We start from the raw sequence: 21106 nt of genomic DNA, 5'->3' as shown, positions 1-21106 counted from the left end.
AGGATGAGAATTCTCAGGCGCTTGAGAGAACTCGGGTGAAGGAACTAGGCAACATGGCACCGTAACTTCGGGAGAAGGTGCACCCTTTTTGGTGGCTCGTGCGAGCTATAGCTGAAGAGGGTCGCAGTAACCAGGCCGCTGCGACTGTTTATCAAAAACACAGCACTCTGCAAACACGAAAGTGGACGTATAGGGTGTGACGCCTGCCCGGTGCTGGAAGGTTAATTGATGGGGTCAGCCGCAAGGCGAAGCTCTTGATCGAAGCCCCAGTAAACGGCGGCCGTAACTATAACGGTCCTAAGGTAGCGAAATTCCTTGTCGGGTAAGTTCCGACCTGCACGAATGGCGTAACGACAGCGGCGCTGTCTCCACCCGAGACTCAGTGAAATTGAAATCGCTGTGAAGATGCAGCGTTCCCGTGGCAAGACGGAAAGACCCCGTGAACCTTTACTATAGCTTTACACTGAACGTTGAGTTCGTCTGTGTAGGATAGGTGGGAGGCTATGAAACCATGGCGCTAGCTGTGGTGGAGCCATCCTTGAAATACCACCCTGTCGTGCTTGACGTTCTAACCTGGGCCCATTATCTGGGTCGGGGACCGTGTATGGTGGGTAGTTTGACTGGGGCGGTCTCCTCCTAAAGAGTAACGGAGGAGCTCGAAGGTACGCTCAGCGCGGTCGGACATCGCGCACTGTGTGCAAAGGCATAAGCGTGCTTGACTGCAAGATCGACGGATCAAGCAGGTAGGAAACTAGGACTTAGTGATCCGGTGGTTCTGTATGGAAGGGCCATCGCTCAACGGATAAAAGGTACTCCGGGGATAACAGGCTGATACCGCCCAAGAGTTCATATCGACGGCGGTGTTTGGCACCTCGATGTCGGCTCATCACATCCTGGGGCTGTAGTCGGTCCCAAGGGTATGGCTGTTCGCCATTTAAAGTGGTACGCGAGCTGGGTTCAGAACGTCGTGAGACAGTTCGGTCCCTATCTGCCATGGGCGTTGGAGATTTGAGAGGGGCTGCTCCTAGTACGAGAGGACCGGAGTGGACGAACCTCTGGTGTTCCGGTTGTCACGCCAGTGGCATTGCCGGGTAGCTATGTTCGGAAGCGATAACCGCTGAAAGCATCTAAGCGGGAAGCGCGCCTCAAGATGAGATCTCCCGGGGCACAAGCCCCCTGAAGGAACCATGTAGACTACGTGGTTGATAGGTCAGGTGTGTAAGTACAGCAATGTATTGAGCTAACTGATACTAATGATCCGTGCGGCTTGACCATATAACCTCAAGTTGCCTTGGCTTTACGACAGCGTCGTAAGAGCATCCAAGTGCACGCTACGTCACAAGAACTATGCGAGGCTGGCGCCTTGTCCCCAGGGACGAGTGCGACGCTCCAAAAGCCTCCCTGGTGAAATTAGCGCTGTGGAACCACCCGATCCCATCCCGAACTCGGAAGTGAAACGCAGCTGCGCCGATGGTAGTGTGGCTCAAGCCATGCGAGAGTAGGTCATCGCCAGGGTTTACACCCAAAACCCCGCTGCTGACGCAGCGGGGTTTTCCTTTTTTTGCAGGCACCTGGTTTTACTTGGACTTGCAGCAACAACTTCACGAAGAGCTTCAAGTTACTTCAACAAGTTGTTGACAAAGCTGAAAGGCCTGCCATAATAGGCGGCTCGCAACGACGAAAGACCCTCGGGTCCAACGACGAAGCAGCATCGGCAACAACGTCCACTCCGGTGAGACGGCCTTGAAAAAAGGTGTTGACGAAGCAGAAAAGCCGGCTATAATGGGCGGCTCGCTACGAAGGAAACTTCGCAGCACACGGGAACGGCGCTGAGGCCACTTCCCTGGATCTTTGAAAGTATGCGCAGGTATCTTGTGAAGGCGCCTGCAGGAAGGATGATTGTCCATCTTGCAGACGTTTGATCAAGCAACTATTAATTGTTTTAAAGCAAGCGATACGTTGCCAGAATCAATCATCTGCAGCTTTAAATTTTGATCTTCGGATCATGTAGTTTTAAGTGAAGAGTTTGATCCTGGCTCAGAGTGAACGCTGGCGGTAGGCCTAACACATGCAAGTCGAACGGCAGCACAGGAGAGCTTGCTCTCTGGGTGGCGAGTGGCGGACGGGTGAGGAATACATCGGAATCTACTCTGTCGTGGGGGATAACGTAGGGAAACTTACGCTAATACCGCATACGACCTACGGGTGAAAGCAGGGGACCTTCGGGCCTTGCGCGATTGAATGAGCCGATGTCGGATTAGCTAGTTGGCGGGGTAAAGGCCCACCAAGGCGACGATCCGTAGCTGGTCTGAGAGGATGATCAGCCACACTGGAACTGAGACACGGTCCAGACTCCTACGGGAGGCAGCAGTGGGGAATATTGGACAATGGGCGCAAGCCTGATCCAGCCATACCGCGTGGGTGAAGAAGGCCTTCGGGTTGTAAAGCCCTTTTGTTGGGAAAGAAATCCAGCTGGCTAATACCCGGTTGGGATGACGGTACCCAAAGAATAAGCACCGGCTAACTTCGTGCCAGCAGCCGCGGTAATACGAAGGGTGCAAGCGTTACTCGGAATTACTGGGCGTAAAGCGTGCGTAGGTGGTTATTTAAGTCCGTTGTGAAAGCCCTGGGCTCAACCTGGGAACTGCAGTGGATACTGGATGACTAGAATGTGGTAGAGGGTAGCGGAATTCCTGGTGTAGCAGTGAAATGCGTAGAGATCAGGAGGAACATCCATGGCGAAGGCAGCTACCTGGACCAACATTGACACTGAGGCACGAAAGCGTGGGGAGCAAACAGGATTAGATACCCTGGTAGTCCACGCCCTAAACGATGCGAACTGGATGTTGGGTGCAATTTGGCACGCAGTATCGAAGCTAACGCGTTAAGTTCGCCGCCTGGGGAGTACGGTCGCAAGACTGAAACTCAAAGGAATTGACGGGGGCCCGCACAAGCGGTGGAGTATGTGGTTTAATTCGATGCAACGCGAAGAACCTTACCTGGCCTTGACATGTCGAGAACTTTCCAGAGATGGATGGGTGCCTTCGGGAACTCGAACACAGGTGCTGCATGGCTGTCGTCAGCTCGTGTCGTGAGATGTTGGGTTAAGTCCCGCAACGAGCGCAACCCTTGTCCTTAGTTGCCAGCACGTAATGGTGGGAACTCTAAGGAGACCGCCGGTGACAAACCGGAGGAAGGTGGGGATGACGTCAAGTCATCATGGCCCTTACGGCCAGGGCTACACACGTACTACAATGGTAGGGACAGAGGGCTGCAAGCCGGCGACGGTAAGCCAATCCCAGAAACCCTATCTCAGTCCGGATTGGAGTCTGCAACTCGACTCCATGAAGTCGGAATCGCTAGTAATCGCAGATCAGCATTGCTGCGGTGAATACGTTCCCGGGCCTTGTACACACCGCCCGTCACACCATGGGAGTTTGTTGCACCAGAAGCAGGTAGCTTAACCTTCGGGAGGGCGCTTGCCACGGTGTGGCCGATGACTGGGGTGAAGTCGTAACAAGGTAGCCGTATCGGAAGGTGCGGCTGGATCACCTCCTTTTGAGCAAAGACAGCATCGTCCTGTCGGGCGTCTTCACAAAGTACCTGCATTCAGAGATTTGCATCGGCCAGGCCGGTGTGAGATGTCCCTTTCTGGGGCCTTAGCTCAGCTGGGAGAGCACCTGCTTTGCAAGCAGGGGGTCGTCGGTTCGATCCCGACAGGCTCCACCAGGGAGATTAAGAAACAAGCTCCGGGTCTGTAGCTCAGGTGGTTAGAGCGCACCCCTGATAAGGGTGAGGTCGGTGGTTCGAGTCCTCCCAGACCCACCATTCTCTGAATGACGCATACATTCGATCTTTATACGCATCAGCACTGTGGCTGGTACGTGTTCTTTTAAAACTTGTGACGTAGCGAGCGTTTGAGATGTTCTATCAGACGTGTCGTGAGGCTAAGGCGAGAGACGCAAGTCTCTTTATTGATTGAGTCGTTATATTCGTATCCGGGCTTTGTACCCCCGGGTCATGTGTAACCCAAGGCAACTTGCGGTTATATGGTCAAGCGAATAAGCGCACACGGTGGATGCCTTGGCGGTCAGAGGCGATGAAGGACGTGGCAGCCTGCGAAAAGTATCGGGGAGCTGGCAACAAGCTTTGATCCGGTAATGTCCGAATGGGGAAACCCACCCGCTTGCGGGTATCCTGCAGTGAATACATAGCTGCTGGAAGCGAACCTGGTGAACTGAAATATCTAAGTAACCAGAGGAAAAGAAATCAACCGAGATTCCGTAAGTAGCGACGAGCGAACGCGGACTAGCCCTTAAGCTGATTTGGTTCTAGGAAAACACTCTGGAAAGAGTGGCCATAGAAGGTGATAGCCCTGTATCTGAAAGGGCCATTTCAGTGAAGACGAGTAGGGCGGGGCACGTGAAACCCTGTCTGAACATGGGGGGACCATCCTCCAAGGCTAAATACTACTGACCGACCGATAGTGAACCAGTACCGTGAGGGAAAGGCGAAAAGAACCCCGGAGAGGGGAGTGAAATAGAACCTGAAACCGTGTGCGTACAAGCAGTAGGAGCTCCGCAAGGAGTGACTGCGTACCTTTTGTATAATGGGTCAGCGACTTACTGTTCGTGGCAAGCTTAACCGTATAGGGGAGGCGAAGGGAAACCGAGTCTGATAAGGGCGCATAGTCGCGGGCAGTAGACCCGAAACCGGGTGATCTAGTCATGCCCAGGGTGAAGGTGCGGTAACACGCACTGGAGGCCCGAACCCACTCCCGTTGCAAAGGTAGGGGATGAGGTGTGATTAGGAGTGAAAAGCTAATCGAACCCGGAGATAGCTGGTTCTCCTCGAAAGCTATTTAGGTAGCGCCTCATATGTATCCTCTCGGGGGTAGAGCACTGTTATGGCTAGGGGGTCATCGCGACTTACCAAACCATTGCAAACTCCGAATACCGAGACGGACTGTATGGGAGACACACGGCGGGTGCTAACGTCCGTCGTGAAAAGGGAAACAACCCAGACCCACAGCTAAGGTCCCAAATTTTGTGCTAAGTGGAAAACCATGTGGAAAGGCACAGACAGCCAGGAGGTTGGCTTAGAAGCAGCCACCCTTTAAAGAAAGCGTAATAGCTCACTGGTCGAGTCGGTCTGCGGGGAAGATTTAACGGGGCTAAGCACAGAACCGAAGCTTGGGGTGCATACTTTGTATGCGCGGTAGAGGAGCGTTCCGTAAGCCGTTGAAGGTGGATTGAGAAGTCTGCTGGAGGTATCGGAAGTGCGAATGCTGACATGAGTAACGATAATGCGGGTGAAAAACCCGCACGCCGAAAGCCCAAGGTTTCCTTGCGCAACGTTAATCGGCGCAGGGTGAGTCGGCCCCTAAGGCGAGGACGAAAGTCGTAGTCGATGGGAAGCAGGTTAATATTCCTGCACCTCGCGTAAGTGCGATGGAGGGACGGAGAAGGTTAGGTGTACCAGGCGTTGGTTGTCCTGGGGAAAGGCGGTAGGTTTGGATCTTTGGCAAATCCGGGATCCTTTAAGACCGAGCACCGAGACGAGCCTTTATGGCAAAGTCACTGATACCACGCTTCCAGGAAAAGCTCCTAAGCTTCAGCTTACGCAGACCGTACCGTAAACCGACACAGGTGGGTAGGATGAGAATTCTCAGGCGCTTGAGAGAACTCGGGTGAAGGAACTAGGCAACATGGCACCGTAACTTCGGGAGAAGGTGCACCCTTTTTGGTGGCTCGTGCGAGCTATAGCTGAAGAGGGTCGCAGTAACCAGGCCGCTGCGACTGTTTATCAAAAACACAGCACTCTGCAAACACGAAAGTGGACGTATAGGGTGTGACGCCTGCCCGGTGCTGGAAGGTTAATTGATGGGGTCAGCCGCAAGGCGAAGCTCTTGATCGAAGCCCCAGTAAACGGCGGCCGTAACTATAACGGTCCTAAGGTAGCGAAATTCCTTGTCGGGTAAGTTCCGACCTGCACGAATGGCGTAACGACAGCGGCGCTGTCTCCACCCGAGACTCAGTGAAATTGAAATCGCTGTGAAGATGCAGCGTTCCCGTGGCAAGACGGAAAGACCCCGTGAACCTTTACTATAGCTTTACACTGAACGTTGAGTTCGTCTGTGTAGGATAGGTGGGAGGCTATGAAACCATGGCGCTAGCTGTGGCGGAGCCATCCTTGAAATACCACCCTGTCGTGCTTGACGTTCTAACCTGGGCCCATTATCTGGGTCGGGGACCGTGTATGGTGGGTAGTTTGACTGGGGCGGTCTCCTCCTAAAGAGTAACGGAGGAGCTCGAAGGTACGCTCAGCGCGGTCGGACATCGCGCACTGTGTGCAAAGGCATAAGCGTGCTTGACTGCAAGATCGACGGATCAAGCAGGTAGGAAACTAGGACTTAGTGATCCGGTGGTTCTGTATGGAAGGGCCATCGCTCAACGGATAAAAGGTACTCCGGGGATAACAGGCTGATACCGCCCAAGAGTTCATATCGACGGCGGTGTTTGGCACCTCGATGTCGGCTCATCACATCCTGGGGCTGTAGTCGGTCCCAAGGGTATGGCTGTTCGCCATTTAAAGTGGTACGCGAGCTGGGTTCAGAACGTCGTGAGACAGTTCGGTCCCTATCTGCCATGGGCGTTGGAGATTTGAGAGGGGCTGCTCCTAGTACGAGAGGACCGGAGTGGACGAACCTCTGGTGTTCCGGTTGTCACGCCAGTGGCATTGCCGGGTAGCTATGTTCGGAAGCGATAACCGCTGAAAGCATCTAAGCGGGAAGCGCGCCTCAAGATGAGATCTCCCGGGGCACAAGCCCCCTGAAGGAACCATGTAGACTACGTGGTTGATAGGTCAGGTGTGTAAGTACAGCAATGTATTGAGCTAACTGATACTAATGATCCGTGCGGCTTGACCATATAACCTCAAGTTGCCTTGGCTTTACGACAGCGTCGTAAGAGCATCCAAGTGCACGCTACGTCACAAGAACTATGCGAGGCTGGCGCCTTGTCCCCTAGGGACGAGTGCGACACTCCAAAAGCCTCCCTGGTGAAATTAGCGCTGTGGAACCACCCGATCCCATCCCGAACTCGGAAGTGAAACGCAGCTGCGCCGATGGTAGTGTGGCTCAAGCCATGCGAGAGTAGGTCATCGCCAGGGTTTACACCCAAAACCCCGCTGCTGACGCAGCGGGGTTTTTCTTTGTGCGCAGGAAACGTGGGTAGTGCCGACCGCTGGCCGGCAACCCGATGGCGTTACATCGCCCGGTAGATCCACGCCATGCGTGGATGCCGTCCACGAGGAAGCATTGCGCCAACCAAGGTTGGCCGCTACCAATCGATTGCCGGCCAACGGCCGGCACTACCGGTAGATCCACGCCGTGTGTGGATGCGGCGCCAAACAGGGCTGGCCGCTCCTCACCGCAGGTCCGGAAGCGGACTTTTCCTGACCCATCACGCAAAAGCAGGCAAAAAAACGGCGCCCTGCGGGCGCCGTCTTGACCGGGATCGCATTGCAGGCACGGATCAGGCGGCCCGCGGGACATCGTGCGGTTCCTGCTGGCGGAACACCGATACCGCCTCGGTAAGCGTCCCCGCCTGCGACTGCAGCTCGCGTGCGGCCGCGGTGGCTTCTTCCACCAGCGCCGCGTTCTGCTGCGTGGCCTGATCCATCTGCACCACGGTCTGGTTGATCTGCTCGATGCCGGTCGACTGCTCCTGCGAGGCCGCCGAGATCTCACGCATCAGCTGGCTGACATTCTCCACGCCGCCAACAATGCCCTGCATCCGCTTGCCGGCGTCGGCCACCAGCTGGGCACCTTCGCCCACCTGCCGGCCTGCCTCATCGATCAGCTTCTTGATTTCCTGTGCGGCGGCGGCAGAACGCTGCGCCAACACGCGAACCTCGCTGGCCACCACGGCGAAGCCACGGCCCTGTTCACCGGCGCGCGCGGCTTCCACCGCCGCATTGAGCGCGAGGATACTGGTCTGGAAGGCGATCCCGTCGATCACGCCGGTGATGTCGCCGATCCGCTTCGAGGCGCCTTCAATCACCTGCATGGTGTCGACAACCCGCTGCATCGCGGTGTTGCCATCACTGGCGGCGCTCTGCGTGGACGCAGCCAGCTCACTGGCCTCGCGCGCATGCGCAGCATTCTGGCGCACGGTGGCGGTCAGCTCCTCCATCGAGGCTGCGGTTTCCTGCAGGTGCGCCGCCTGGCGCTCGCTGCGCTCGGACAGCGCACCATTGCCTGCAGCGATCTCGCTGGCGGCGGTACTGATCGAGGCTGCGCACTGCTGGATGCGGCCCACCATGCGTGCCAGCTGGCCGGCGGTGGCGTTGGCATCGCGCTGGATCGCGGCGAAGGCACCGTGGTACTCACCGCGCATGCGCCGATCGAGATCGCCGTTGGCCAGCGCCGAAAGCATCTGGCGTACTTCATCGACGGTGCTGCCCAGCGTATCGAGCAGCTGGTTGATGCCACCGGTCAGGCCATCGAGGAAGCTGGCGCCTTCGGTCGCCTGCAGGCGCTGGCCCAGATCTCCGGCAGCGGCAGCAGCGACGATGCCGGCCACGGCGTTCTCAAGCGCCAGCTCCTGGGTACGGTCATGCCATTCCACGGCGAAGCCGAGGCGCATGCCCTGTGCATCGAATACCGGGGTGACCACCTGGGCGAAGTGCACCGGGCCGATCTGTACCTTGCCGTTGTGGCTGGCCTGCAGGCCATTGAGGATGGCGCGGATGCGGTCCGGGTTGGCATGGAAGCGATGGATGCTGCTGCCGACCAGGCGTTCGGCATCGAAGTCAGGGAAGGCCTGGCGCAGTGTCGCCTGCTGGTTGCGCAGCAGAGCCACCACCGAGCGGTTCACATAGCGGATCACGTGATCGTTGTCGGCGATCATCATCGCGGTGCGCGAGGCATCCAGCGCCTGGCGGATCTGCGCATTCTCGGCATGCACCGCCGCCTCGAGACCACGCTGGGCCTGCACGTGGCGTGCAGTGTCGGCCAGGGCGTGGGCGAGTGAACCCGGTGCATAGGCGCCGGTGTCGGCATGTGCACCAAGATCGGCACCGGTGGCAATGTCGCGTGCCAGCGCGGCAAGCCGACGCGGGCCGTGGCCAAGGGCCTCGGTCTGCTGCCGAAGGCGCAGTGCGACTTGGCCGAGGAACAAGGTCAGGCCCGCGAACATGCCGGCCTGCAGCAGCGTTGGCCACAGCGCGGCACCGTCCTGCAACGGTGCCAGCAGCGCGAGCGTGCCGATGCCACCGGCCAGCCATACCGGCAGGCGATCACGATGGCTCAACAGCACGCCCAGCAGCAGTGCAATCGGCAACGCCGGTGACAGGCCCGTGATCGCGCACAGCCCTGCCAGCTGCAGCGACAACAACAGCGCCAGGCCATTGCGGGTGACGCAATGGCCTGCCTTGGGACCGGCCAGCCATATGGCAGGCAGCACAGCGGCCGCAACCAGCGAGGCGGTCAGGGCATGAGGCCCGCGCAGGGCCAGCACCAGGCCGGCCACCGCCAGTGCCGCACTGCCGATCAGCAATCGGCGGTCAGCGCGGTGGGCGAGCTGCTGCAGATGCGGCAGGCGGGCGGTATCGGGGGGACGAGTGGATGCAGCGGACATCGGCGACTCCTGGATCAGCAGACGGCTACGGCCACACGGTGGCGCACGCTCGAGTGCGTGGCCAGGGCATGGACCGGGAATTCGGGGAATGCGACGCAATCAACGTCGCGCAGACGGGGCGCCGTGACCACATCCTGTGGGTGACGGAGCAATGGAGCGGGCATGCGGACTTCCTTGCAGAACCAGACACACGCCGCAGGCCCGACCGGGCCCACGTGCTGCGGACGCAGTGGCCCGCAACTGATGTATCGGCAGGAAGTGCGCAGAATGAAGTGCAGCGGACGCTGCGACTCAGCCGGCGTTGTCGTTGCCGAGGAAGCGCAGGATCACCTCGGCGATGCGTGCCGGGTCTTCCATATGCAGGTGGTGGTTGCCGGGAAACACGGCCAGCCGTCCATCACGCAGGTGCTGCAGGCGATCACTGCGCATCGGCTCGGGGTAGTAGGACTGTGCCGGCGTGGCATAGATCACCTGCGTCGGGCAGGCGATGGCCTGCAGCAGGTTGTCGATCTGGCCTTCGCTGAGGCGGATCGCGGTGGGCAGCATCAGGCGCGGATCGCTGCACCAGCGGTAGCCACCTTCGACCGGTTCCACGCCGCGCTCGACCAGCAGCCGTGCGCAGGGTTCGCTGAGCTGGTTGGTCATCATCCGCGCGCGGATCGGCGCTGCCAGATCGGGAAACACGCGCAGCTGCTTGCGTGCCAGCGCGCGCGTAGCGTTCACATGCTCGCGCAGGCGATGCGCCGTTTCTTCCTCGGGACCGCGCAGGCCGCCGAGTGCTTCGATCGCCACCAGCCGATCAACACGGTCGCTGACCGAGGCGGTAAGGCTGGCAATGCCGGCACCCATTGAATGGCCGAGCAGGCTGAATCGGTCCCAGCCCAGCGCGTCGGCGACATCGAGTACGTGGCAGATCGCGGCGGCCGTGGTGTAGCTGGCACCCGCCGGCAGGTGTGCGCTGTGACCGTGGCCGGGCAGATCGATGGCAACCAGCTGCAACGCCGACAGGTGCGGCGCCAGCGGCACGAAGCTGGCGGCGTTGTCGAGCCAGCCATGCAGGGCCAGCACGCGTGGGCCGCCGCCGTGGTTGCGCAGGCCGGCGACGCGTGCGCCCCCGACCTGGAGTTCAAACGGTTGCAGGCTCATGCCAGCGAGGACACGGCCAGCCGTGCCAGGGCGCGTGCATGCTCCGGCTCGGCGTTGAGGCAGGGGATATAGCGCATCGTCGCACCGCGCTCGGCCAGTGTTTCGGTGAAGCCCAGCGCAACCTCTTCCAGCGTCTCCAGGCAGTCGGTGGCAAATCCGGGGCAGACCACGTCGATCTGCTTCACGCCGGATTCGGCCAGCGCCCACAGGCTGGGCTCGGCATACGGCTGCAACCAGCGCTCGCGGCCGAAGCGCGACTGGTAACCCATCTGCCAGTCGTCCTTGCCCAGGCCCAGTGCATTGGCGATGGCCTGCGCACTGGCCTCGCAGCGCTGCGGATACGGGTCGCCCGCGTCGGCCAGGCGCTGCGGGATACCATGGAAGGAAAACATCAGTTTCTGACCGCGACCGTGCTGTTCCCAGTAGCGGCGGATCGATCCGGCTACGGCCTCGACCCAGCCGGGATCGACCGAGTAATCCCGCACCAGGCTCACGGTCACGCCCGGGTTGCGGCGCTGCCACGCATCGACCCGGTCTTCGACCGAGGCGGTGGTGGTGGAGGAGTATTGCGGGTACAGCGGCAGCACCACGATCCGGCGCGCGCCGTCGGCGGCCAGACGGTCGAGCTCGCCGGCCAGCGCCGGTTCGCCGTAACGCATCGCATGGCGCACCGTCAGGGTCGGCAGCAGGGCCTGCATGGCCTGCGCCAGCTGGCGCGTATGCACCATCAGCGGTGAGCCGTCGGGCAGCCAGACCTGGGCGTACTTGGCCGCCGACCGGCCGCTTCGCAGCGGCAGGATCAGCCCGCGCAGCAGCGGCTGCCAGAGCAGTGCCGGAATCGCGACCACGCGCGGGTCGGACAGGAATTCGGCCAGGTAACGGCGTACGGCGGGGGCCGTCGGCGTCTCGGGCGTGCCTAGGTTGACCGCCAGCACGGCGGTATCGGGTGCGTCGAGCATGGGCGGTATTGTCGCCTATCCGGCGCCGCACCGGGATGCAGGGTTCGGATTGCAGGCATAGCGCGCATCAATGCGGGCAGGGAACGCTCATTGGGGATTCATGGCAACACCACTAATTTCAGTCACTTGCTATATCTTCCTATGGACTGACTTCTGGAGCCTGCCATGCGTCGCCCGATCCAAGCCCTGCTGATCGCCGCCAGCCTGCTGTCCAGCCAGGCCATGGCCGGACCGCAGGAAGACCAGCGCGCCCGCAACGCCGTGCGCGTGCTGGCTGAAATCCAGGAAATTCCTGAACAGGGCATTCCGGATAAATTGCTCGACGAAGGCCGCGCGGTCATCGTCATTCCCGACACGATCAAGGCCGGTCTAGTCATTGGCGGTCGTCGTGGCCACGGCCTGATGTCGGTGCGCATGCCCAATGGCGCATGGTCCAACCCGGTGTTCGTGAAGCTCACCGGTGGCAGCATCGGCTTCCAAGCCGGCGTGCAATCTTCGGATGTGGTGCTGGTGTTCCGCAACGACCGCAGCCTGGACAATCTGGTCAACGGCAAGTTCACGCTCGGCGCCGATGCCGGCGTTGCCGCCGGTCCGGTCGGCCGCAATGCCGCCGCCGCCACCGACGGCCAGCTGAAGGCCGAGATCTGGTCGTGGTCGCGTGCCCGTGGGCTGTTCGCGGGCGTCGCGCTGGATGGTGCGGTGCTGCAGATCGACGATGCCGCCAACCTTGACGCCTACGGCAGCAACACCACACCGCGCATGATCTTCGAAGGTCGCGCCGCCGGTTCGCCGTCGATGGACGTGGTCGCCTTCCGTGATCGTCTGGAAGAGGCCACCTACGCCGCCCGCAACAACCGCAACGGCAACGGTGGCAGTGCACCGCGTCCGGCGGCGACCCCGGCGGTTGCGCCGGCGCCTGTTCAGGCAGCGCCGGCCGCCCCAACCGAAGCCACCACCGCGCCGCTGCAGAACGTGCCGCAGAACCCGCCGCCGCAGCAGCAGGGCTTCCAGCCGGTCAACGACGGCGAAATCCGCACGGAAACGCTGGGCGGAAACTGACTTTCGTCACGCGCGCCGGCTAACACCCGGTGCGCTATGCTCGACAGCCTGATCACTAACGTAACGAGCGTCTTTATGGGCAGTTTCAGCATCTGGCATTGGTTGGTCGTGCTGGCCATCGTCCTGCTGGTGTTCGGCACCAAGCGCCTGACCAGTGGCGCCAAGGACCTCGGCTCGGCGGTCAAGGAATTCAAGAAGGGCATGCGCGACGAAGACAAGCCGAACGCGCAGCTGGGCGATGAGTCGCGCAGCCAGGACGCCTCGCGCACTGCGCAGGACGAGCACGACCGTAACGCTCGCTGATCCGGAGCGGTTGCGGTGTTCGATATCGGCTTCAGCGAACTGCTGGTGATCGCGGTGGTCGCCCTGGTGGTGCTCGGTCCCGAGCGCCTGCCCAAGGCGGCCCGCTTCGCCGGCCTGTGGGTGCGCCGTGCCCGCAATCAGTGGGATTCGGTGAAACAGGAACTGGAGCGCGAACTGCAGGCCGAGGACATCAAGCGGCAGATGCAGGACGTGCGCCAAGGCATGCAGGACACCGAGAACCAGCTGCGCGCCAGCGGTGAAGCGATCCGTCGCGAAGCGCAGCAGGCGCAGCAGCAGGGCGATACTCTGGCGCAGGAGGTTCGCGCACCGGCGCCTGCGGATCTGCCGCCGCATATGAGCGCTGCGCCCGATGCCGATGCGCCGGCACAGGAGAGCGTTGCTCCCGAGCCGACGCCGGCGACACCCCCTGAAGCCGGTGCGCCGACGCCGCAGCGCACGGAGCGCCAGCCATGAGTGAACAGGATTTCGGCGAAAGCTCGCTGGTCGAACATCTGGTGGAGCTGCGCGGCCGCCTGGTGCGCGCATTGCTGGGCCTGGGCGTGGTGCTTGTGGCGCTGCTGCCATTTACCCAGAAGCTGTACAACGCGCTGGCCGAACCGCTGGTCTCGCAGCTGCCCAACGGGCAGACGATGATCGCGACCAATCCGGCCGGAGCCTTCTTCGCGCCATTGAAGCTGACCTTCTTCGTGGCCCTGTTCGTGGCGGTGCCGTGGCTGCTGTACCAGCTGTGGGCCTTCGTCGCCCCGGGGCTTTACGCGCGTGAGAAGCGCCTGGCGGTGCCGCTGCTGGTGTCTTCGGTACTGCTGTTCTACACCGGCTGTGCCTTCGCCTACTTCCTGGTGCTGCCGGCGGTGTTCCATTTCCTGACCACCTTCAGCCCGGACGTGATCGCGATCACCCCGGATGCGAATGCCTACCTGGATTTCGTGCTGGCGATCTTCTTCGCCTTCGGTGGCAGTTTCGAACTGCCGGTGGCGATGGTGATCCTGGTCCTGCTGGGCTGGGTGACGCCGCAGCAGTTCAAGGAAGGCCGTGGTTACGCGATCGTCGGCATCTTCGTGCTGGCGGCGGTGCTGACCCCGCCGGACGTGGTTTCGCAGCTGATGCTGGCGATCCCGATGTGCCTGCTCTACGAGCTGGGCATCCACGCCGCACGCTGGCTGGTGCCATCGTCGGCGGTGAAGAAACCCGCCGCCTAAAAAAGGGGACGGAGGGGATTAAGTCGTTATCGGCACAGTGGCACAAACGACTTAATCCCCTCCGTCCCCTTTTTCGTCAGGCGTGGAAGATGTCGCTTGAGGCCGGGGTGGTCGGGACCGGCGGTGCTGCGCGGCTGCCACGGTGCACGAACATCTGCTTCCACGCGGCATAGACCGCGCCGACATACAGCGGCATCAGCACTGTGGTCAGCACCAGCTGGGCGATGAAGGCGGCGGCCAGCGGGCCTCCGATCAGCATCGCGATCTGGATCACGATCACGAACAGGATGTAGATGCAGAACGCGGCGATCAGGCCGAGCACGGCGAACACGATCATCGCGCCGATGTTCTCGATGCAGCCCTGCAGGCTCAGGCGCAGCGCGTGCATGCCGCTCTGCTTGTCGAACACCACCAGCGCCGGCTGGGTGAACATCGCCAGCGAGAGCGCCACCGCGCTCAGGAACACCAGCAGCATCCACAGTGCGATGCGCTTGGCCGGCAGGTTGGCGACCAGCGCCGCGGCATCGTCCGGCTTGATCTGCTGGCCACTGCGGCTGATCTCTTCCATCTTGGTCATGACCTCGCTGAAGGCGGTGAAGCCTTCGCGGCCGATCATCATGAACAGCAACGCGCCCAGCAGCAGCACCGCCAGCACCTGGATCGCCAGCGGCACCAGCAGGTGGCTGACGCGGTGGTCGCGGATCGGCTGCAGCAGGTGCGAGGACAGGCCCGGGCGGCCTTCGTCGATCTCACCCACGGCGTAGAGCATGCCGCCGAACATGATCGGCGAGATGGCCAGGGTCATCAGTTGCACGGCCATGCCGGCGGCGCCGGGAATCAGCGTCGACAACAGGGTGACCACCCAGCTCACCAGCAGCCAGGCCAGGCCGATCCGGGCCAGCTGCAGCGGCGCACGCCGATACAGCGAGAACGTATCCAGCAACCACTGGGCGCCCGCCGAGGCCGGCAGCTTGCGAATCTCTTTCATGGACATCCGGGAAGGACAGGAGGGGACGGGCGGTTGCCCGTGCCGCTGATTATCCCTGTTTTGCCGCCGGCTGGGCTGAAGACAGCCGCGCCTGTCGGACGAAGCGGCGCAGCAGCTGGCGGGCCAGCGGTGCGGCGCTGACTGCGCGCTCGATGCTGCGCGCGCAGCCGCCGTGGCGGCCGATGCAGTCGGCGCGGGCGCGCACATAGCCGCGCATGTGGTGGGTGGCGAATTCGGGGTGGAACTGCACGCCCCAGGCCTGGCGCCCCCAGCGGAACGCGTGGCAGCCATCCAGCGGCGAGCGTGCCAGCACCTCGGCACCGTCGGGCGCGCGCAGCACGGTCTGCAGGTGGGTGGCGTGGGCGGCAAAGTGCTGCGGCAGGCCCTGGAACAGCGGATCCTGTGCCGCCTGTGGCTGCAGCTCCAGCTCGATCGTGCCGGACTCGCGGCCGGCCGGGTTGTAGGCCACCTCACCGCCCAGCGCATGCGCCAGCAGCTGGTGGCCGTAGCAGATGCCGAACACCGGCAGGCCGGCGTGGACGGTCTGGCGCAGCCACGCCGCGCTGCGCTCGCTCCAGTCGGCGTGGTCAGTAACGAAGGCGGCCGAGCCGGTCACCAGTACGCCGGCAAAACCGTGCGGATCGGGCAGGGCGCCACCGTGTTCGACGTCGACCACCACCGTCTCATGCTCTTCCAGCCCGGCGGCGACGCGGATCCAGTGCGGAAAGCGCCCGTAGCGGCGCAGCGACGGTACCGGGCGGCCGGTTTCAAGGATCAGGAAGGGGGCTGGGTTCATCCGGGGGCGGCAGCACTGACAGGACTTCCTCGATTGTAGTCAGCCCTTGCGCCACCTTTTCAAGCCCGGCCTGGCGCAGGGTTCGCAGCCCTTCAGCGCGCGCGGCACGGGTGAAACCGGCCAGATCCATGTCGGCGCGGATCTGCCCGCGCAGCCGCGAGCCCAATGGCAGCAACTCATACAGGCCGATGCGGCCGAGGAATCCGGTGCGCCGGCACTCCAGGCAACCGACCGGACGACAGGGCGTGGCGGCATCTGGATATGCAGCCTGGCTATCAGCCAGCACCGCCCAGTCGGCCGCACCGAGGCTGTGCGGCTGCTTGCAGTGCGGGCACAGCGTGCGCACCAGGCGCTGGGCGAGGATGCCGTTGAGGGTGCTGGTCAGCAGGTAGTGCGGCACGCCCAGGTCGAGCAGGCGGGTGACCGCCGACGGCGCGTCGTTGGTGTGCAGGGTGGACAGCACCAGATGGCCGGTCAGCGAGGCCTGCACCGCCATCTGCGCGGTTTCCAGATCGCGGATCTCGCCGATCATGATGATGTCCGGGTCCTGGCGCAGCAGGGTGCGCACGCCGCTGGCGAAGTCCAGGTCGATGTTGGCCTGCACCTGCATCTGGTTGAACTCGGGGGCGATCATCTCGATCGGGTCCTCCACCGTGCACACGTTCACGTCCGGCGTGGCCAGCCGCTTCAGCGTGGAATACAGGGTGGTGGTCTTGCCCGAGCCGGTCGGGCCGGTGACCAGCACGATGCCGTGCGGGCGCTCAACCAGGGCATTCCAGCCAGCGGCCTCCTGCGGGCTGAAGCCGAGCTGGTCGATGCTCTTGAAGGCGGCGTCCGGGTCGAAGATGCGCATCACGCATTTCTCGCCGAACGCGGTGGGCATGGTCGACAGGCGCATCTCGACCTCGCGGCCACCCGGCGAGCGGGTCTTGATGCGGCCGTCCTGCGGGCGCCGGCGCTCGGCCAGGTCCATGCGGCCGAGTACCTTGATGCGGCTGACCACCGCGGTCATCACCGCCGGCGGCACCTCGAACACCTTGTGCAGCACGCCGTCGATGCGGAAGCGCATGCGTCCCATCTCGCGGCGCGGTTCCAGGTGGATGTCCGAGGCGCGCTGCTCATAGGCGTACTGCAGCAGCCAGTCGACGATGTGCACGATGTGCTGGTCGTCGGCATTGACGTCGCCGGTGCGGCCCAGCTCGACCAGCTGCTCGAAGCTGGGCAGGGTGGTGTTGGCCTCGCCGCGGACGTCGCCGCGCGCGCCCCGCACCGAACGGGTCACCCCGTAGAACTCCATGGTGTAGCGGTGCAGGTCGAGCGGATTGACCACCGCCAGCTCGATGCGGCGGCGGGTCAGGTGCTGCAGGTCGCGGCGCCATTCCTGCACCAGCGGCTCGCTGGTGGCCACCAGCACCCGTTCGGCATCCACTGCCAGCGGCAGGAAGCGGTGGCGACGGGCATAGGCGTGGGAGACCAGCGCGGTGACCGCAGCGACGTCGACCCGGGTCGGATCGATGCGCAGGTAGCGGCTGCCGGTGCGTTGGGCCAGCCATTCGGTCAGGCGTTCCAGGGTCAGTTCGCCGCCGTCGCGGGTGGCCAGCTTGAGGTTGGACAGCAGCACCAGCGGGTGCACTTCACTGGCATTGCGCGCGCCCTGTGCGGAAAACCGCATGCGCTCGCCCTCGTGCTCGGCAACCAGGCCGTCGGCCAGCAGCGCCGCACCGACCTGCTCGAAATGCAGGCGGCCCCACGGCAGCGGGACGCCGCCTGGCTCGCCGGGCGTGCCCACCGGCAGCCGATGTTCCATCTGCCTGCTCCTCCCGGGTACGGAATGCCCCGCAGGTCGGCCGTTATACTAGCGCACCCCCTTGCCGGCCAAGACTCGTACGCATGTCCGCGACCCCGACCGTTCCGATCACCTTCCAGGGCCTGATCCAGACCCTGAACCAGTTCTGGGCCCAGCAGGGCTGCGTGCTCATCCAGCCGCTCGACCTGGAGGTGGGCGCCGGTACCTTCCACCCGGCCACCTTCCTGCGTGCGATCGGTCCGGAAAGCTGGAACGCGGCCTATGTGCAGCCGTCGCGGCGCCCGACCGACGGCCGCTACGGCGAGAACCCGAACCGCCTGCAGCGCTACTACCAGTACCAGGTGGCGATGAAGCCGGCGCCGGACAACATCCAGCAGCTGTACCTGGATTCGCTGAAGGCACTGGGCATCGATCCGCTGGTGCACGACCTGCGCTTCGTCGAGGACAACTGGGAATCGCCGACGCTGGGCGCGTGGGGCCTGGGCTGGGAAGTCTGGCTCAACGGCATGGAAGTGACCCAGTTCACCTACTTCCAGCAGGCCGGTGGCCTGGAGTGCCGCCCGGTGCTGGGCGAGATCACCTACGGTCTCGAGCGCCTGTGCATGTACCTGCAGAACTGCGACAACGTCTATGACCTGGTCTGGACCTACGGCCCGGACGGCCAGCCGGTGACCTACGGCGACGTCTACCACCAGAACGAGGTGGAGCAGAGCACCTACAACTTCGAATACGCCGACGTGGACGAAATGTTCCACCGCTTCGATGCCTGCGAGCGTGAAGCGCAGAAGCTGGTGGAAGTGGGCCTGCCGCTGCCGGCCTACGAGCAGGTGATGAAGGCCAGCCATACCTTCAACCTGCTCGATGCGCGCCGCGCGATCAGCGTGACCGAGCGCCAGCGCTACATCCTGCGCGTGCGCGCGCTGGCCCAGGCGGTGGCCAAGGCGTATTACGAGCAGCGCGAGAAGCTGGGCTTCCCGGGCGCGAAGAAGGCCTGACCGCCTTCCTGCACCGTCCCGCTTTTCATCAACTACCCGGGGCGCCGGACGCGTTGCGCGCTGCGCCCCCACCACAGGATCGAACCGATGAGCCAATTGTCCCCCCTGCTGATCGAACTGGGCACCGAGGAGCTGCCGGTCAAGGCGCTGCCGGGCCTGGCCCAGGCGTTCTTCGACGGCGTTGTCGAAGGCCTGCGCAAGCGTGGCGTCGCGCTGGAGCTGGGCGATGCCCGCCCGCTGTCGACCCCGCGCCGGCTGGCCGTGCTGCTGCCGGGCGTCGGCCTGGAACAGCCGGAACAGCACAGCGAAGTGCTGGGCCCGTACCTGAACATCGCGCTGGATGCCGAAGGCCAGCCGACCAAGGCCCTGCAGGGCTTCGCCGCCAAGGCCGGGATCGACTGGACCGCGCTGGAGAAGACCACCGACAACAAGGGTGAGCGCTTCGTGCACCGCGCGGTGACCCCGGGCGCGAGCACCGCCAGCCTGTTGCCGGACATCCTGCGCGAGGCGATCGCGGCGATGCCGATTCCCAAGCCGATGCGCTGGGGCGATCACGCCTGGGGCTTCGCCCGCCCGGCACACTGGCTGGTGCTGCTGCACGGCGCCAATGTGGTCGAGGCCGAACTGTTCGGCCTGCAGGCCGGCCGCGCCAGCCGTGGCCATCGCTTCCACCACGACCAGGCCGTGTCGCTGGCGCAGCCCCAGGACTACGTTGAAGCGCTGCGCGCCGCGTTCGTGCTGGTCGACCCGAGCGAGCGCCGCGCGCGCATCGTCGCCGAGGTCGAGGCCGCCGCAGCCGGGGCCGGTGGCAGCGCCCGCATCACCGAAGACAACCTGGAGCAGGTGGTGAACCTGGTCGAATGGCCGTCGGCGGTGCTGTGCAGCTTCGAACGCGCGTTCCTGGCGGTGCCGCAGGAAGCGCTGATCGAGACAATGGAGATCAACCAGAAGTTCTTCCCGGTGCTGGATGCCGCCGGCACGCTGACCGAGAAGTTCATCGGCATCGCCAACATCGAATCGAAGGACGTGGCCGAAGTGGCCAAGGGCTACGAGCGGGTGATCCGCCCGCGCTTCGCCGATGCCAAGTTCTTCTTCGACGAGGACCTGAAGCAGGGCCTGGTGTCGATGGGCGACGGCCTGAAGACGGTGACCTACCAGGCCAAGCTGGGCAGCGTGGCCGACAAGGTGGCGCGCGTGGCCGCACTGGCCGAAGTGATCGCAGCCCAGGTCGGTGCCGATCCGGCGCAGGCCAAGCGGGCTGCCGAGCTGGCCAAGAACGACCTGCAGTCGCGCATGGTCAACGAATTCCCGGAATTGCAGGGCATCGCCGGCCGCCACTACGCCGTGGCCGGTGGTGAATCGGCCGACGTGGCGCTGGCCATCGACGAGGCCTACCAGCCACGTTTCGGTGGTGACGACATCGCGCTGTCGCCGCTGGGCAAGGTGCTGGCCATCGCCGAACGCGTGGATACGCTGGCCGGTGGTTTCGCTGCAGGCCTGAAGCCGACCGGCAACAAGGACCCGTTCGCGCTGCGCCGCAACGCGCTGGGCCTGGCCCGCACGATCATCGAAAGCGGCTTCGAACTGGACCTGCGCGCGCTGATGGCCAGCGCCAATGCCGGCCTGGCCGCGCGAAACGTGCAGGCCGATATCGGCGAGCTGTACGACTTCATCCTCGACCGCCTGAAGGGCTACTACGGCGACAAGGGCGTGCCGGCCACGCACTTCAACGCGGTGGCCGAGTTGAAGCCGGCCTCGCTGTACGACTTCGATCGCCGCCTGGATGCGATCGGCACCTTCGCCGCGCTGCCGGAGGCAGAGGCGCTGGCCGCGGCCAACAAGCGCATCCGCAACATCCTGCGCAAGGCCGAGGGCGAGATTCCGGCGCAGATCGACGCGGCACTGCTGCAGGAAGATGCCGAGCGCGCGCTGGCCGAAGCGGTGACCGCCGCCATCGATGACACCGGCGCCAGCCTGCACCAGAAGGATTATGTGGCGGTGCTGGCACGCCTGGCGCGCCTGCGTCCGCAGGTCGATGCGTTCTTCGATGGCGTGATGGTCAACGCGGAAGATCCGGCACTGCGTGGCAACCGCCTGGCGCTGCTGACGATGCTGGGCGAGCGCCTGGGCAAGGTGGCGGCGATCGAGCATCTGTCGAGCTGACGCCCGTATCGGTAGTGCCGGCCGCTGGC

The 21106-nt window shown here is 63.1% G+C and carries 12 protein-coding genes, 2 tRNA genes and 5 rRNA genes (1 of these 19 running past the window's edge); 13 read left to right on the top strand and 6 right to left on the bottom strand.

The window, feature by feature from the left end; all coding sequences use genetic code 11:
• The 7 genes from ACZ75I_RS19385 to rrf (ACZ75I_RS19355) all read left to right on the top strand — a co-directional run.
• A 23S ribosomal RNA gene (locus ACZ75I_RS19385) occupies window positions 1–1275 on the top strand (it extends 1605 nt beyond the left edge of the window).
• Window positions 1276–1400: 125 nt separating this feature from the next.
• Window positions 1401–1515: ribosomal RNA gene (rrf, locus tag ACZ75I_RS19380) — 5S ribosomal RNA — on the top strand.
• A 499-nt stretch (window positions 1516–2014) separates the two neighbouring features.
• A 16S ribosomal RNA gene (locus tag ACZ75I_RS19375) occupies window positions 2015–3559 on the top strand.
• Window positions 3560–3653: 94 nt separating this feature from the next.
• A tRNA-Ala gene (locus tag ACZ75I_RS19370) sits at window positions 3654–3729 on the top strand.
• A 22-nt stretch (window positions 3730–3751) separates the two neighbouring features.
• A tRNA-Ile gene (locus ACZ75I_RS19365) sits at window positions 3752–3828 on the top strand.
• Between the two features lie 223 nt (window positions 3829–4051).
• Window positions 4052–6929, top strand: a 23S ribosomal RNA gene (locus tag ACZ75I_RS19360).
• 126 nt (window positions 6930–7055) lie between these two features.
• Window positions 7056–7170, top strand: a 5S ribosomal RNA gene (rrf, locus tag ACZ75I_RS19355).
• Together the 16S, 23S and 5S rRNA genes with 2 tRNA genes alongside form the textbook arrangement of a ribosomal RNA operon.
• A 365-nt stretch (window positions 7171–7535) precedes the next feature.
• Here the strand turns inward: rrf (ACZ75I_RS19355) and ACZ75I_RS19350 are convergent.
• The 3 genes from ACZ75I_RS19350 to hemH all read right to left on the bottom strand — a co-directional run bounded on the left by ACZ75I_RS19350 (window position 7536) and on the right by hemH (window position 11746).
• On the bottom strand, window positions 7536–9641 hold the full coding sequence (locus tag ACZ75I_RS19350; RefSeq protein ID WP_472958532.1) for a methyl-accepting chemotaxis protein: 2106 nt from the start codon (window positions 9639–9641) through the stop codon (window positions 7536–7538).
• A gap of 291 nt (window positions 9642–9932) precedes the next feature.
• Window positions 9933–10787 carry an alpha/beta fold hydrolase gene (locus ACZ75I_RS19345; RefSeq protein WP_111202116.1) on the bottom strand — a complete coding sequence of 285 codons (855 nt, stop codon included), beginning with the start codon at window positions 10785–10787 and terminating at the stop codon, window positions 9933–9935.
• Complete coding sequence (gene hemH, locus ACZ75I_RS19340) at window positions 10784–11746, bottom strand: ferrochelatase (protein ID WP_472958531.1); 963 nt, start codon at window positions 11744–11746, stop codon at window positions 10784–10786. Before hemH ends, ACZ75I_RS19345 begins: the two co-directional genes overlap by 4 nt.
• Before the next feature lie 165 nt (window positions 11747–11911).
• Here hemH and ACZ75I_RS19335 point away from each other — a divergent pair, with 165 nt between their 5' ends.
• From ACZ75I_RS19335 to tatC, 4 genes are all read left to right on the top strand, one after another.
• Complete coding sequence (locus tag ACZ75I_RS19335) at window positions 11912–12805, top strand: lipid-binding SYLF domain-containing protein (RefSeq protein ID WP_005420455.1); 894 nt, start codon at window positions 11912–11914, stop codon at window positions 12803–12805.
• A gap of 75 nt (window positions 12806–12880) precedes the next feature.
• Window positions 12881–13108 carry a Sec-independent protein translocase subunit TatA gene (gene tatA / locus ACZ75I_RS19330; RefSeq protein WP_005420453.1) on the top strand — a complete coding sequence of 76 codons (228 nt, stop codon included), beginning with the start codon at window positions 12881–12883 and terminating at the stop codon, window positions 13106–13108.
• Between the two features lie 15 nt (window positions 13109–13123).
• Entirely contained in the window at window positions 13124–13582 is a 459-nt protein-coding gene (tatB, locus tag ACZ75I_RS19325) for a Sec-independent protein translocase protein TatB (protein WP_061480671.1), read from the top strand.
• Window positions 13579–14328 carry a twin-arginine translocase subunit TatC gene (tatC, locus tag ACZ75I_RS19320; protein ID WP_472958530.1) on the top strand — a complete coding sequence of 250 codons (750 nt, stop codon included), beginning with the start codon at window positions 13579–13581 and terminating at the stop codon, window positions 14326–14328. The genes tatB and tatC overlap by 4 nt, the downstream gene beginning before the upstream one ends.
• 76 nt (window positions 14329–14404) lie before the next feature.
• Here the strand turns inward: tatC and ACZ75I_RS19315 are convergent, their stop codons facing one another.
• The 3 genes from ACZ75I_RS19315 to ACZ75I_RS19305 are packed head-to-tail and all read right to left on the bottom strand — an operon-like array spanning window position 14405 to window position 17919.
• Window positions 14405–15316, bottom strand: a complete 912-nt coding sequence (locus tag ACZ75I_RS19315; RefSeq protein WP_072168855.1) for a BPSS1780 family membrane protein — start codon at window positions 15314–15316, stop codon at window positions 14405–14407.
• A gap of 49 nt (window positions 15317–15365) precedes the next feature.
• Window positions 15366–16112, bottom strand: coding sequence for a glutamine amidotransferase (locus tag ACZ75I_RS19310; RefSeq protein ID WP_072168856.1), 747 nt, complete (start codon window positions 16110–16112; stop codon window positions 15366–15368).
• A complete protein-coding gene (locus ACZ75I_RS19305; RefSeq protein ID WP_180869817.1) occupies window positions 16084–17919 on the bottom strand; it encodes a GspE/PulE family protein in 1836 nt (611 codons plus the stop codon). Before ACZ75I_RS19305 ends, ACZ75I_RS19310 begins: the two co-directional genes overlap by 29 nt.
• An 83-nt stretch (window positions 17920–18002) precedes the next feature.
• Between ACZ75I_RS19305 and glyQ the strand changes: the two genes are divergently transcribed.
• Together glyQ and glyS are read left to right on the top strand one after the other, a co-directional pair.
• Complete coding sequence (gene glyQ / locus ACZ75I_RS19300) at window positions 18003–18914, top strand: glycine--tRNA ligase subunit alpha (RefSeq protein ID WP_049412007.1); 912 nt, start codon at window positions 18003–18005, stop codon at window positions 18912–18914.
• Between the two features lie 87 nt (window positions 18915–19001).
• The gene (glyS, locus tag ACZ75I_RS19295) at window positions 19002–21077 is read left to right on the top strand and encodes a glycine--tRNA ligase subunit beta (RefSeq protein WP_472958529.1); all 2076 of its coding nucleotides are present in this window, start codon (window positions 19002–19004) and stop codon (window positions 21075–21077) included.
• Window positions 21078–21106: the final 29 nt, after the last annotated feature.

The sequence above is a fragment of the Stenotrophomonas sp. X genome, from assembly GCF_055721025.1.
Note: the sequence above shows the minus strand (reverse complement) of the source record. Positions and strands in the feature narration are given on the sequence as shown.